This window comes from Yersinia aleksiciae (assembly GCF_001047675.1).
Classification (GTDB): domain Bacteria; phylum Pseudomonadota; class Gammaproteobacteria; order Enterobacterales; family Enterobacteriaceae; genus Yersinia; species Yersinia aleksiciae.
Genome location: NZ_CP011975.1, coordinates 3451171 through 3464226, shown reverse-complemented (window position 1 = coordinate 3464226; position 13056 = coordinate 3451171). Strand labels below are relative to the sequence as shown.

The window sequence follows — 13056 nt, the reverse complement described above, 5'->3', positions numbered from 1 at the left end:
GTATCGGCAAAAATGCATCAGAGTGATGCATTTATTCTCAGCCGGATCGCCATTAGCTATAATTCCCCCCCTATCCCACCTAACAACCCAGAGGCGCTATCAATGAATTGGGATGATGCCAGAGTCTTCCTTGCCGTCGTGCGCAAAGGCAGTTTGCGCCAGGCCGCCCATGATTTACAGGTGGATCAGGCCACTGTCGGCCGCCGAATCACCACATTGGAACAGGTTCTGGGCGCGAAGCTGTTTATCCGCACGCCAAAAGCCTTTACCCTCAGCCCGCTAGGTGAAGAGGTGCTGGCTGAAGTTAGGGTGATGGAAAACGCCGCGCAGAGTATCGGGCGCAAGGCCGCCAGCAGTGATAGTCGCTTACAGGGCATGGTGAGCATCGCCACCACCGACACTCTGGCTGAAGCTTTTGTGTTGCCCGCCCTTAAGCAGCTACGCCAGCAGCATCCCGAGATTACGCTGCGAGTGCTGACCGGCATTGATATTTCTAATATTGCTTATCACAGTGTCGACCTGGCCATTCGCGGTGTGCGCCCTGATGATAATGAGTTGATTATCAAGCGGTTGGCAACTATCGAGATGGGCCTGTATGCCAGCCGTGATTATTTGGCCCGGTTCGGTGTGCCGCGAAATGGCGAACATTTTAGCGGCCACGAGCTGCTGCTGTTCCCGCAACAATCAGTGCCGCGCCACTGGCAAGATTTATGCGGTGAAACCTTGGAAAATCCCAATGTGGTGCTGGAGAGTAACTCTCAGCAATTGTTGCGGGCTGCAGCACGTAAAGGGGCGGGGATTGGCTTACTGTCGTGCTTTTTGGCTAATAATGACGACGAACTGGTGCGCATCTGGCCAGAGCAACAAGATTGGGTGGATATCTGGCTGGTGGTTCACCCGGATGTACAGCGAGCGGCCAGAGTGCGAGCGGTCATCAGTGCGCTTGAGATAAGCTTTAGCGGTGCCCGTCACCCATAAAACAAAACCCCCTGCGCGTTTCAGCTAACAGGGGGTTTTTAGAGTGACTTAACAATGAATTACATCAGCGGCTGTGCCATCTGAACCAGCGAAATCAATGGCTGCGGGTAGATACCCAAGAACAGCACCAGAATCGCGGAGATCAGTACTACCACACCACCGGCAGTCAATGCCCAGTTGTTTGGTGTATCTCGCACCAATTTTTCCGGCGCGCTGAGGAACAGGCTGACAGTCACGCGCAGATAGTAGTACAGGCCAATCGCACTGCCCAATACCACTGCACCGGTCAACCACCACAGGTTGGCGCTGACACCCATTGCGACGACGAAGAACTTGCCGATAAAGCCCAGTGTCATTGGGATACCTGCCAGTGACAACATCATCACCGTCATCACCGCAGACAAAATTGGCTTATGCCAGAACAGCCCGCGATAAGAGAACAGGGACTCCGCGTCCGGGCCTTTGTACGGGCTGGACATCAGACTGACGACACCAAAGGCACCCAAGCTGCTGAACAGGTAACCGGCCAGATAGACGCCGACGGTTTCCAGTGCCAGCTGATGGGTTTGCACTGCCACCAACGCAATCAGCAAGTAGCCAAGGTGCGCGATAGAGGAGTAACCCAACAGACGCTTGATGTTGGTTTGGCTGATGGCCATCAAGTTACCGAACAGGATCGATGCTACGGCAATCAAGGAGAGCACTAAACGCACCGCTTCACTGTCGGCGGCTGGCGCGTACAGGAATAGGCGCATCACCACCGCAAAGATGGCAATCTTGCTGGCGGTTGCCAAGAAGGTGGATACCGGGGCTGGTGCGCCCTGGTACACATCTGGCGTCCACAGTTGGAACGGCACTAAAGATAACTTAAAGCCAAGGCCAACAATCATCATCCCCAAGCCAGCCAGAATCAGCGGCTGGTGGATCATGGAGTCACTCAGGCTCTTGCCCAAACCGGCGAAAGACAAGCTACCAGACTCGGCATACAGCAGCGCCATACCAAACAGCAGGAATGACGACGCCGCCGCAGACAGCAGCATGTACTTGATACTGGCTTCCAGTGAACGCTTCTGGCGATAGGCATAGCCAATCAGGCCGAACAGCGGCAGTGAGATAAGCTCGATACCCAGGAATAGCGACGCCAAATGGTTAGCACTCGCCAGTAGAATGCCACCCATGGCCGCAATCAGCACCAGCAGGTAGAACTCTTCGCGGTTATCGGGGTAACCCGCTAACCATGGGTAGGCAAAGGTCGCCGTTGCCAGACTGGCGACAATCACCAGCCCAGTGTAGAACATGGCATAGCCGTCAACCCGCATCAGCGGAGTGACATCCATTGGCCCTACCTGCCCAACGAAATAGAGGGAGAGCAGCGCCAGGTTAAGCCCGATAACCGTCAGGGTGGCGTTGACAAAGTGATCGCGTCGCCACGCAATGGAGAGCATCACAACCACCACCGTCAATCCGACGATCAACAGCGGTAGCATTGCGATCAGTTGTTGAGGAGTTATTGTCATGGCGAATTACGGCCTTGTTGTTGGAATAGATGAAGCATTGAACCACTGCTGTACATTACTCATCGCAGCATGGGAGGTGTCGAGAATGGGCTGCGGGTAAACCCCGAGCAACACTAACAACGCCACTAACAGCAGGATGATAGACAGTTCCCTTGCACTCATGCCCGGTAACGCCTCTTCTGATTTTGGCGCGCCGTAATAAGCACGTTGCATCATGATTAGCGCGTAAACCGAAGCAAACACCAGCCCAAAAGTAGAGATCACAGTAATCACCGGAACGACCTGGAAGCTGCCGAACAGGATCATAAATTCGCCGACGAAGTTACCGGTACCCGGCATCCCCAATGTGGCCACCGCGAAGAACAGCGACAGCGCTGGCAAGTATTTAATCCGCCCCCACAGGCCGCCCATCTGGCGCATATCACGGGTATGCAGGCGCTCGTACAACTGACCGCAGATAATGAACATCCCCGCGGCTGACAAGCCGTGAGCAATCATCTGGATAACCGCACCCTGATAGGCCAGTTGGCTGCCGGTGTAGATGGCAATCAGCACGAAGCCCATGTGTGACACGCTGGTGTAAGCAATCAGGCGCTTGATATCGGTCTGGCAGAAGGCCATCCAGGCACCGTAGAAGATGCCGACAACACCTAACCACATGGCGATAGGCGCAAACTCATGGGACGCATTCGGGAACAGTGGCAGGCTGAAACGCAGCAGACCGTAGGCCGCCGTTTTCAGCAAGATCCCGGCTAAGTCAACAGAACCCGCGGTGGGTGCCTGACTGTGTGCATCAGGTAACCAGCCGTGCAATGGCACCACGGGCATTTTTACCGCGAAGGCGATAAAGAAGCCCAGCATCAGCAGATATTCCACATTGTGGGACATCGGCGTTTTCAGCAGATTTTCGTAGTTGAAGGTCCAGACGCCCGTGGCTTTGTAGTGCACAAACACCAGCCCCAGAATGGCAATCAACATAATCAAGCCGCTGGCCTGGGTATAGATGAAGAACTTGGTTGCCGCCGCGATACGGGTTTTACCGTCTGATGCTTTGTGACCCCACAAGGCAATCAGGAAGTACATCGGCACCAACATCATTTCCCAGAAGAAGAAGAACAGGAACATGTCGATGGCGAGGAACACGCCGATTACCCCACCCAGAATCCACAACAGATTCAGGTAGAAGAAGCCCTGATTGCGCTGAATTTCACGCCACGAACAGAGGATAGCCAAGGCACCGAGCAGGCCGGTCAGCACCACCATCAGCAGTGATAGACCATCCAGTGCCAGATGGAATTCAATACCGAACCGTGGGATCCACGGCAAGGTGAATTCTGATTGCCATTGCGGGATACCCGCTGGATTAACCAGTGAATAGTTGCCCTGTCCCCACAGTAGCAGGGAGAGCACCAATGTCAGCCCCATCGCGAACAGCGCTATCCAACGCGGTACTTTAGTACCGAAGCGCTCACACTGCCAAGACAGCAGACCGCCGATAAAGGGGAGAAGAATTAGCCAAGGTAATAGCATGGCGTTTTGTGTCCCTAATTAAACGAAAAGCAACAGAGCCAGTACGACGACTGCACCCAAACCCATAGACGCGACATACCAACGCACCTGTCCATTTTCACTGACGGTCAAACCACGATTACTCCAGCGCGAAAGTATCGCCGGGGTATTCATCAGTGAGTTCAGCGGATCACGTTGTAGCAGTTTTGCAATCCACAGATACGGGCGGACAAACACCTTATGGTACAGCCAGTCGAAGCCCCACGCATGGAACCACCAGACCGTAAAGAAGCGGCCCGGCGCACTTTGCGCAATGCTGTTAACCAGCTGACGTTTGCCCAGATACAGGAATGCGGCCAACGCAATGCCGATCACCACCAACACGCCGGAGAAAATTTCCAGTGGCATTTTGCCCTCTTCACCGAAGTGAAGTTCTGGCAACACGCCCGCCAGCGGAGGGGTAATCAATGCACCAACAAAGGTCGACAGCACCAGCAACACTATCAGCGGCAGGTTGTGAGTGATCCCTTTGACCGGATGCGCTTTGGTTTTTGGCTCGCCGTGGAACACAATGAAAATCATACGGAAGGTGTAGAGCGCGGTGAGGAATGCCCCAACCAGCCCGGCGACCATCAGATTGATATGGCCACTGGCCAATGCGCCCCACAGAATTTCGTCTTTACTGTAGAAGCCTGCGGTGACGATTGGCAATGCTGCCAACGCCGCGCCGCCCACCAGGAAGCAGATATAGACCAATGGAATGGTTTTACGCAAACCACCCATTTTGAAAATATTTTGCTCGTGGTGACAGGCCAGAATCACTGAACCGGAAGAGAGGAACAGTAACGCTTTAAAGAAGGCATGGGTCATCAGGTGGAAGATAGCCGCATCCCACGCCTGTACGCCCAGCGCCAGGAACATGTAGCCAATCTGGCTCATGGTGGAGTAGGCCAGCACCCGCTTGATATCGGTTTGCACCAGTGCCGCGAAACCCGCCAACACTAAGGTCACGGCCCCGATAATCCCCACCAGATGTAGCACTTCGGGTGCCATCAGGAACAGACCGTGAGTACGCGCAATCAGATAGACGCCCGCGGTAACCATGGTTGCCGCATGGATCAGCGCGGAAACCGGTGTCGGGCCAGCCATCGCATCGGCTAACCAAGTTTGTAACGGCAACTGCGCCGATTTACCCACCGCACCACCGAGAAGCATCAACGTCGCCCACGTAATCGCGGTCGAGCCCATTTCCAGTTTCTGCGGTGCCAGGATCATCAGCTCACGGATATTCAGCGTGCCCAGCTCCTGGTACAAGATGAACAGCGCGATAGCCAAGAACACGTCACCCACGCGAGTCACGATAAAGGCTTTCATCGCCGCCGCGCCATTAGCCGGATTGGTGTAGTAGAAACCAATTAGCAGGTAACTGCACAGGCCCACGCCTTCCCAGCCGAGGTACATCAGCATCAGGTTATCCGCCAGCACCAGAACGACCATGCTGGCGATAAACAGGTTGGTGTAGGCGAAGAAGCGCGAGTAGCCCTCCTCCCCACGCATATACCAAGAAGCGTACATGTGGATCAGGAAGCCGACGCCAGTGACCACTGACAGCATGGTGAGCGACAAACCATCCAGCGTTAGGGTCAACGGAATGTTGAAGGTACCGACCGACATCCAGTTCCACAGGGTTTGGTTAAACACCTGAACCCCGGTGGCCTTTTGACTGAGGAAGTCCACTGCCACATACAGTGTGACCAGCGCAGTCAGACCAATCGATCCCACCCCGACAGTGGCCGAGGTATTTTCAGACCAACGCCCACGGGAGAATGCCAACAGCAAGAAGCCCAGCAGTGGCAGCAGAATTGTTAAATATAATAGGTTCATCCGCGCATCTCACTGACTGTATCGATATTCAGAGTATGACGGCGACGATACAGCTGTAGCAGCAGTGCCAGACCAATACTGGCCTCCGCTGCCGCCAGCGTGATCGCCAGGATATACATCACCTGACCGTCAGCCTGACCCCAATAACTGCCCGCCACCACGAAGGCGAGCGCCGCTGCATTGATCATTACTTCAAGGCTTATCAGCATAAACAGCAGATTGCGACGAATCAGCAACCCCGTTAGCCCTAGCACAAACAGGATGGCCGCCAGAATCAGGCCATGTTGTAGAGGGATCATGCTTGTTCCTCCGTTTTTCTTTTCGCAGCTTCGCTCGCGCCCAGCACTTCGCCCGGCTTATGCTCACGCCCGATATGGAAGGCCACCACCAGACCAGCCAGCAGCAGCATTGACGCCAATTCAACCGCCAGTACATAAGGGCCAAACAGGCTGATACCGACTGCTTTGGCATCGACCATTTCGCCGCTGATACCGGAATCCGTGACCGAGCTAATGGCATAGATCAGTACTGACAGCAGCACCAGCGCCAATAAGCCGGGGCCGATCCACAGGGTCGGTTTCAGCCAGTCGCGCTCTTGTTGCTCGACGTTGCCGAGGTTCAGCATCATCACCACGAACACGAACAGCACCATAATGGCCCCCGCGTAAACGATGATTTCCAGCGCACCAGCAAAGTAAGCCCCCAGCGAGAAGAACACCGCTGAGATAGCCAGCAACGAAATAATCAGGTACAGCAGCGCATGTACCGGGTTGGTGTGAGTGATAACGCGAATAGTCGCCACCACTGCCACCAATGCTGCAATATAAAATGCAAATTCCATGGAAGCAGGCTCCTAAGGCATCAGACCTTTAACGTCGATCGGTTTGGCTTCATTTTCGGCTTCGCCTTTCGGCTTACCGTCAACCGCCATACCGGACATCCGGTAGAAGTTATATTCCGGATATTTACCCGGACCCGAGATCAACAGATCTTCTTTCTCATACACCAGATCCTGACGCTTAAACTCACCCATTTCGAAATCCGGCGTTAGCTGAATGGCGGTTGTCGGGCAAGCCTCTTCACACAACCCACAGAAAATGCAGCGGGAGAAGTTGATGCGGAAGAACTCCGGATACCAGCGGCCATCTTTTTGTTCTGCTTTTTGCAGAGAGATACAGCCCACAGGGCAAGCGACGGCGCACAAGTTACAAGCCACACAACGCTCTTCACCGTCCGGATCGCGCGTCAGCACAATACGGCCACGGTAGCGCGGCGGCAGGTAAACCGGCTCTTCTGGATACATTTGGGTTTCGCGCTTGTGGAAGGCATGAAGGCCAATCATCCACAGGCTGCGCACTTGGGTGCCGAAACCAACCACTAACTCTTTCAACGTCATGGTTCATTCACCCCTTATTGAGCGTTGTACAAAATGACCGCGGCAGTCGCCAGCAGATTCAGCAGGGTCAACGGCAGGCAAACTTTCCAGCCGAATGACATCACTTGGTCATAACGTGGGCGCGGCAAGGAGGCACGGATCAGAATGAACATCACCATGAAGAAAGCCGTTTTCAGCGCAAACCAGATAAATGGCGGCAAGAACGGGCCTTGCCAACCCCCGAAGAACAAGGTGACGATCAGCGCAGAGACGGTCACGATACCGATGTATTCACCGACGAAGAACAGGCCGAATTTCATGCCGGAATATTCAATGTGGTAACCATCGGCCAACTCTTGTTCAGCTTCTGGCTGGTCAAAGGGATGACGGTGACAAACTGCAACGCCCGCAATGGCAAAGGTCAAGAAGCCAAAGAATTGCGGGATCACGTTCCAGACGTGCTCCTGAGAGTTAACAATATCTTGCATGTTAAACGAGCCGGCCTGTGCCACTACGCCCATCAAGGATAAGCCGAGGAACACTTCGTAGCTCAGGGTTTGCGCCGAAGCACGCATCGCCCCTAACAGAGAGTATTTGTTATTACTGGACCAACCGGCGAACAGCACGGCGTACACCGCCAGCCCCGCCATCATCAGGAAGAACAAAATACCGATATTAAGATCCGCAACCGCCCAGGTCGGGCTGACCGGGACGATGGCGAAAGAGAGCAGCAGCGAGGTAAAAGCAATCACCGGTGCTAAGGTAAAAATAGCCTTGTCGGAGAACTTCGGTACCCAGTCCTCTTTGAAGAACATTTTGATCATGTCAGCAACCAGCTGCAATGACCCGCCCCAGCCCACACGGTTTGGCCCGTAACGGTTCTGGAACAGGCCCAGCAGGCGGCGTTCACCGAAGCTCATAAATGCGCCACAGGTAACTACCACCAACAGAATCACCACCGCTTTCAGGACAGAGATTAAAATCTCAATCAATTCAGGGGTAAACCAGCTCATAGTCCTGCCTCCCGCAGATTCTCAATGCGCGCACCCACCAGAATCGGTGGGATCCCCGGTAAGCCAAGTGGCAAGCCGACCTGACCTTGCGCCAAGGTTTCACTCAAACGCACGGGCAAACGCAAGGTTTGGCCCGCACAGTTGAACTCCACCAGCGTACCGAGGTTAACCCCTAACTGCGCCGCATCGGCTGGGTTGACCATCACATAAGGCTCTGGCATCCGTTGTTGAATCACATCTGAGCGTTGGGACATCTCTTCACTACCAAACAGGTGGTAGTAAGGCGCAATCTGCCAGCTGTCAGCTGTTGCGGTGAAGGCCGCCGGTACGGAATCGAAGTAGCCGAGTGTTCCCTCCCCTGCTTCAATCAGACGCACACCCGGATCACCAAAGCGCAAACTCCCGCCCACTTCCGCTTGGAATTTGTTCCAGGCTTGCGGTGAGTTCCAGCCCGGAGCCCAAGCAAATGGGATCTGCTGACGATCGGCCAGTGGGCTGTTGTTCCCTTCCATCGAGAAGGCAAACGGCGTGTCGATATCCTGCGGCTGACGCGGTTCGTGCACGCTGATATCTGCGCGCATCGCGGTACGGCCACTGTAACGGATAGGTGAACGCGCCAGTTTCTGCCCACGAATGCGGAAAGTCGCATCCGGTGCAGCTGCAACGATGCCCTCCAACTGTGGCAATGCCGCCACACACGCTTGAATCACGTGATCCAGCTGGGTCCAGTCCACATGGCGACGGGTATAGGTTGAGTGCAGGGAGTGCAACCAACGCCAGCTTTCCAGCATGATGCTGTGGTTTTCTGGTTTTTTCGGGTCGTCGTAATAGGTAGGATCATAAACCTGGAAGAAGCGCTGAGCGCGGCCCTCCTGATTGACTAGCGTACCGTCGCTTTCAGCGAAGCTGGCGGCAGACAGAATCAAGCTGGCGTTATCCATAATCGCGGTGCGCTGATGATCCACCACAATCAGATTGGCTGTTTTCTCCAGCGCGGCGTCCACTTTGTCTTTCGCCGCATGGCGATAGAGGTCGTTTTCCATCACGATGGCAGTATCGGCTTCACCGCTGGACAACTGCGCCAGCGCTTGATCCAGTGAACCGCCACCCATCATGGTCAGACCCATGCTGTTGGCGGCACTGGCAACAAAGGTGATGCCGACGTCAGCACCACGGCCTTTCAGGGCTTTCGCCACGTTGGCGGCCGCTTCAATGATGGCATCGCTGCCCGCACTGCTGCCGGTAATGATCAGTGGTTTTCTCGCACCGGCCAGCGCCTGTACGATGATATCCACTTTGCCTTTCAGCTCTTTCGCCAAATCATCAACCACAGGCGCAGAGTCATCCAGCGCATGGGCGATAGCGAAGCCTAAACGGGCTTGATCGTCCACTGGCGCACGGTAGTTCCATGCCGCGATATCATCCATGCGGGTGTTATCCACGTTGGTGATAAATAGCGGATGTTTCGCGTGCTGACCAATGTTCATGATGGCGGCAATCTGCCAATCAGCCACTTTTTGTGCTGCGGCCATTTCGCGGGCTTTGCCTTTCACCGCCTGACGCACGGAGAGCGCAATACGCGCGCCAGTCTGGGTCAAGTCTTCACCCAGAATCAGCACCGCATCGTAGCTCTCAATTTCGCGCAGCGCTGGCGTGTAGATCCCGCCTTCTTGCAGGACTTTCAGCATCAATTGCAGGCGTTGTTGTTCACCTGCGTCGATACCGGTGTAGAAGTTTTCCGCACCCACCAACTCACGCAGCGCGAAGTTGCTTTCTAAACTGGCACGTGGTGAACCGATACCGATGGTTTTCTTCGCCTGACGCAGAATATCCGCCGCACCTTGCATCGCCTGTTCGGCGTTGAGGTGGATCCAGTCATTGCCACGCAGTTGCTGCGGCTGACGTGGGCGGTCTTTGCGGTTGACGTAGCCGTAACCAAAGCGGCCGCGGTCACACATAAAGTAGTGGTTCACGCTGCCGTTATAGCGGTTTTCAATACGGCGCAATTCACCATAGCGTTCGCCTGGGCTGGTATTACAACCCACACTGCACTGCTGGCAGATACTTGGCGCGAACTGCATATCCCATTTACGGTTATAACGCTCGGAATGGGTTTTATCGGTGAATACGCCAGTCGGGCACACTTCTACCAGGTTACCGGAGAACTCGCTTTCCAGCGTGCCGCTCTCAGTACGACCAAAGTAGACGTTATCGTGCGCGCCGTAGACACCTAAATCGGTGCCGTCAGCATAATCTTTGTAGTAACGCACACAGCGATAACAGGCGATACAGCGGTTCATTTCATGGGAGATGAACGGGCCGAGATCCTGATTCTGGTGAGTACGTTTACTGAAGCGATAGCGGCGGAAACTGTGTCCGGTCATCACTGTCATATCTTGCAGATGACAGTTACCCCCCTCTTCACAGACCGGGCAATCGTGCGGGTGGTTAGTCATCAACCATTCAACCACACTTTCGCGGAACGCTTTGGCTTCGCCGTCATCAATGGAAATAAAGGTTCCATCAGTGGCCGGGGTCATACAGGACATCACCAAACGCCCACGGGTGTCATCGGCGTTTTGGTATTGCTTTACCGCACATTGGCGGCAAGCGCCGACGCTTCCCAGCGCCGGATGCCAGCAAAAGTAAGGAATATCGAGTCCCAGGGAGAGACAAGCTTGTAACAGGTTGTCGGCCCCGTTTACGTCGTATTCTTTGCCGTCTACATGAATCGTAGCCATAGTCAGCATGCTTCCAAGTGGCTTGCCATAAGGCAAGCGTTAATCAAAAATTCTGGCGGGATGAATGACCGGTTCCGGATAAACGGGACAGATGCATTCATCAGGGCTACCAACGTTGCTTCAATAGGTTATTCGGCTGAATACCGGCTATGGCTCGGGTGTTGCCATAGTCCTTCGTTGCGATCCCGGCTTCGAACTCTTCCCGGAAATATTTGATCGCACTTTGTAGTGGTTCAACCGCGCCCGGTGCGTGAGCACAGAAGGTTTTGCCTGGCCCTAAGAAGCGGCATAGCTGCTCCAGCGTCTCGATGTCGCCCGGCTGACCTTCGCCGCGCTCCAGTGCACGCAGGATCTTCACGCTCCATGGCAAACCATCGCGGCAAGGCGTACACCAGCCACAGGATTCGCGGGAAAAAAACTCTTCCAGATTACGCACCAGCGGTACCATGCCAATTTCGTGGTCTACCGCCATTGCCAATGCGGTGCCTAAACGGCTGCCTGCTTTGGCGATGTTTTCGAAGTCCATCGGCAAATCCAGATGGTCAGCGGTCAGAAAGTCAGTCCCTGCGCCGCCCGGCTGCCATGCTTTGAATTTCAAGCCATCACGCATGCCACCAGCGTAATCTTCCAGAATTTCACGGGCGGTGATACCAAATGGCAGCTCCCACAGACCTGGGTTTTTCACCCGGCCAGAGAAGCCCATCAGTTTGGTCCCGGCATCGTTACTCTTCCCGGCGGTGATCCCCTGATACCACTCCACGCCATGCTCAATAATGGCGGGCACGTTACACAAGGTTTCCACGTTATTCACGCAGGTCGGCTTACCCCAAACACCCGAAGACGCGGGGAAAGGTGGCTTGGAACGTGGGTTAGCGCGGCGACCTTCCAGCGAGTTAATCAACGCGGTCTCTTCACCGCAGATGTAGCGCCCTGCACCGGTATGGACGATCAGCTCAAAATCAAAGCCGCTGCCCATGATATTTTTGCCCAGCAAACCCGCTTCGGTTGCTTCGGCAATTGCACGGCGCAAGTTAACCGCCGCTTCGATATATTCGCCACGCAGGAAGATGTAGCCACGGTAAGCTTTTAGCGCAAAGGCACTGATCAGCATCCCTTCCACCAGCAGATGTGGCAGTTGCTCCATCAGCAGGCGGTCTTTATAGGTGCCCGGCTCCATCTCATCGGCGTTACACAGCAGATAGCGGATGTTCATGCTTTCGTCTTTCGGCATCAGGCTCCACTTCAAACCGGTGGAGAAACCTGCGCCGCCACGGCCTTTCAGGCCAGCGTCTTTGACTAAGCTCACAACATCAGGTGGTGCCATGCCTTTTAAGGCTTTTTCAGCACCTTGATAGCCGGTTTTGCTGCGATATTCATCCAGCCACACCGGCTGTTTGTCATCACGCAAACGCCAGGTCAGCGGGTGCATTTCCGGAGTACGGACGATCTCTTTGGTAAAACCTGAGTTAGCTGTCATGGATATTGCTCCAGTAACTTCTCGATATCTTCAGGTTTCAGGTAGCTGTGGGTATCGTCGTCAATCATCATGGTGGGGCCACGATCACAGTTACCTAAACAGCAGGTCGGCAGCAGCGTAAAGCGGCCATCAAAGGTGGTTTGACCTGGCTGAATGCTGAGTTTTTTCGAAATCGCGGCCTGAATCCCCTGATAACCGGTGATGTGGCACACCACGCTGTCGCAGTAGCGGATCACATGACGCCCGACCGGTTGGCGGAAGATCTGGCTGTAGAATGTGGCCACCCCTTCAACATCACTGGCGGGGATACCCAGCACTTCAGCAATGGCGTGAATCGCCCCATCCGGCACCCAACCACGTTTCTTCTGCACAATTTTCAGTGCTTCGATCGACGCGGCGCGGGCATCTTCGTAATGGTGCTTTTCATGCTCGATAGCATCACGTTCTTCAGCACTCAACTCGAAAACGTCAGTTGTGGTCGCCGGTTCAGCCGCATTGACTGCCAGATTCACCACATCAAGGTTCTCTTTATGATCCTGAGTCTCTTTTTGATCACTCATAA

Annotated in this window: 11 protein-coding genes; 1 reads left to right on the top strand and 10 read right to left on the bottom strand. The window is 54.6% G+C overall.

The window, feature by feature from the left end; genetic code table 11:
- Nucleotides 1–102: 102 nt before the first annotated feature.
- Entirely contained in the window at nucleotides 103–978 is an 876-nt protein-coding gene (locus ACZ76_RS15565) for a LysR family transcriptional regulator (RefSeq protein WP_048619734.1), read from the top strand.
- A gap of 59 nt (nucleotides 979–1037) precedes the next feature.
- Here ACZ76_RS15565 and nuoN read toward each other — a convergent pair whose 3' ends face one another.
- The 10 genes from nuoN to nuoE all read right to left on the bottom strand — a co-directional run bounded on the left by nuoN (nucleotide 1038) and on the right by nuoE (nucleotide 13054).
- A complete protein-coding gene (nuoN, locus tag ACZ76_RS15560) occupies nucleotides 1038–2495 on the bottom strand; it encodes an NADH-quinone oxidoreductase subunit NuoN (protein WP_048619733.1) in 1458 nt (485 codons plus the stop codon).
- Between the two features lie 6 nt (nucleotides 2496–2501).
- Complete coding sequence (gene nuoM, locus ACZ76_RS15555) at nucleotides 2502–4025, bottom strand: NADH-quinone oxidoreductase subunit M (protein WP_048619732.1); 1524 nt, start codon at nucleotides 4023–4025, stop codon at nucleotides 2502–2504.
- An 18-nt stretch (nucleotides 4026–4043) separates the two neighbouring features.
- Nucleotides 4044–5888 (bottom strand): NADH-quinone oxidoreductase subunit L, encoded by a 1845-nt coding sequence (nuoL, locus tag ACZ76_RS15550; protein ID WP_048619731.1) that lies wholly within the window; start codon nucleotides 5886–5888, stop codon nucleotides 4044–4046.
- Complete coding sequence (gene nuoK / locus ACZ76_RS15545) at nucleotides 5885–6187, bottom strand: NADH-quinone oxidoreductase subunit NuoK (RefSeq protein WP_032815102.1); 303 nt, start codon at nucleotides 6185–6187, stop codon at nucleotides 5885–5887. The genes nuoL and nuoK overlap by 4 nt, the downstream gene beginning before the upstream one ends.
- Nucleotides 6184–6729, bottom strand: a complete 546-nt coding sequence (nuoJ, locus tag ACZ76_RS15540) for an NADH-quinone oxidoreductase subunit J (protein WP_048619730.1) — start codon at nucleotides 6727–6729, stop codon at nucleotides 6184–6186. The genes nuoK and nuoJ overlap by 4 nt, the downstream gene beginning before the upstream one ends.
- 12 nt (nucleotides 6730–6741) lie before the next feature.
- Nucleotides 6742–7284 (bottom strand): NADH-quinone oxidoreductase subunit NuoI, encoded by a 543-nt coding sequence (gene nuoI, locus ACZ76_RS15535; protein WP_004876234.1) that lies wholly within the window; start codon nucleotides 7282–7284, stop codon nucleotides 6742–6744.
- A 14-nt stretch (nucleotides 7285–7298) separates the two neighbouring features.
- Nucleotides 7299–8276, bottom strand: a complete 978-nt coding sequence (nuoH, locus tag ACZ76_RS15530) for an NADH-quinone oxidoreductase subunit NuoH (protein WP_032820330.1) — start codon at nucleotides 8274–8276, stop codon at nucleotides 7299–7301.
- Nucleotides 8273–11017 (bottom strand): NADH-quinone oxidoreductase subunit NuoG, encoded by a 2745-nt coding sequence (gene nuoG / locus ACZ76_RS15525; protein ID WP_048620327.1) that lies wholly within the window; start codon nucleotides 11015–11017, stop codon nucleotides 8273–8275. The genes nuoH and nuoG overlap by 4 nt, the downstream gene beginning before the upstream one ends.
- 106 nt (nucleotides 11018–11123) lie before the next feature.
- Nucleotides 11124–12494 carry an NADH-quinone oxidoreductase subunit NuoF gene (nuoF, locus tag ACZ76_RS15520; RefSeq protein ID WP_048619729.1) on the bottom strand — a complete coding sequence of 457 codons (1371 nt, stop codon included), beginning with the start codon at nucleotides 12492–12494 and terminating at the stop codon, nucleotides 11124–11126.
- Nucleotides 12491–13054 carry an NADH-quinone oxidoreductase subunit NuoE gene (gene nuoE, locus ACZ76_RS15515; RefSeq protein WP_048619728.1) on the bottom strand — a complete coding sequence of 188 codons (564 nt, stop codon included), beginning with the start codon at nucleotides 13052–13054 and terminating at the stop codon, nucleotides 12491–12493. The genes nuoF and nuoE overlap by 4 nt, the downstream gene beginning before the upstream one ends.
- Nucleotides 13055–13056: the final 2 nt, after the last annotated feature.

Excerpts from the sequence above, each read along its gene's own strand:
- ACZ76_RS15565 (WP_048619734.1), top strand. The coding sequence starts at position 103 with ATGAATTGGGATGATGCCAGAGTCTTCCTTGCCGTCGTGCGCAAAGGC.
- nuoN (WP_048619733.1), bottom strand. The coding sequence starts at position 2,495 with ATGACAATAACTCCTCAACAACTGATCGCAATGCTACCGCTGTTGATC.
- nuoM (WP_048619732.1), bottom strand. The coding sequence starts at position 4,025 with ATGCTATTACCTTGGCTAATTCTTCTCCCCTTTATCGGCGGTCTGCTG.
- nuoL (WP_048619731.1), bottom strand. The coding sequence starts at position 5,888 with ATGAACCTATTATATTTAACAATTCTGCTGCCACTGCTGGGCTTCTTG.
- nuoK (WP_032815102.1), bottom strand. The coding sequence starts at position 6,187 with ATGATCCCTCTACAACATGGCCTGATTCTGGCGGCCATCCTGTTTGTG.
- nuoJ (WP_048619730.1), bottom strand. The coding sequence starts at position 6,729 with ATGGAATTTGCATTTTATATTGCAGCATTGGTGGCAGTGGTGGCGACT.
- nuoI (WP_004876234.1), bottom strand. The coding sequence starts at position 7,284 with ATGACGTTGAAAGAGTTAGTGGTTGGTTTCGGCACCCAAGTGCGCAGC.
- nuoH (WP_032820330.1), bottom strand. The coding sequence starts at position 8,276 with ATGAGCTGGTTTACCCCTGAATTGATTGAGATTTTAATCTCTGTCCTG.
- nuoG (WP_048620327.1), bottom strand. The coding sequence starts at position 11,017 with ATGGCTACGATTCATGTAGACGGCAAAGAATACGACGTAAACGGGGCC.
- nuoF (WP_048619729.1), bottom strand. The coding sequence starts at position 12,494 with ATGACAGCTAACTCAGGTTTTACCAAAGAGATCGTCCGTACTCCGGAA.
- nuoE (WP_048619728.1), bottom strand. The coding sequence starts at position 13,054 with ATGAGTGATCAAAAAGAGACTCAGGATCATAAAGAGAACCTTGATGTG.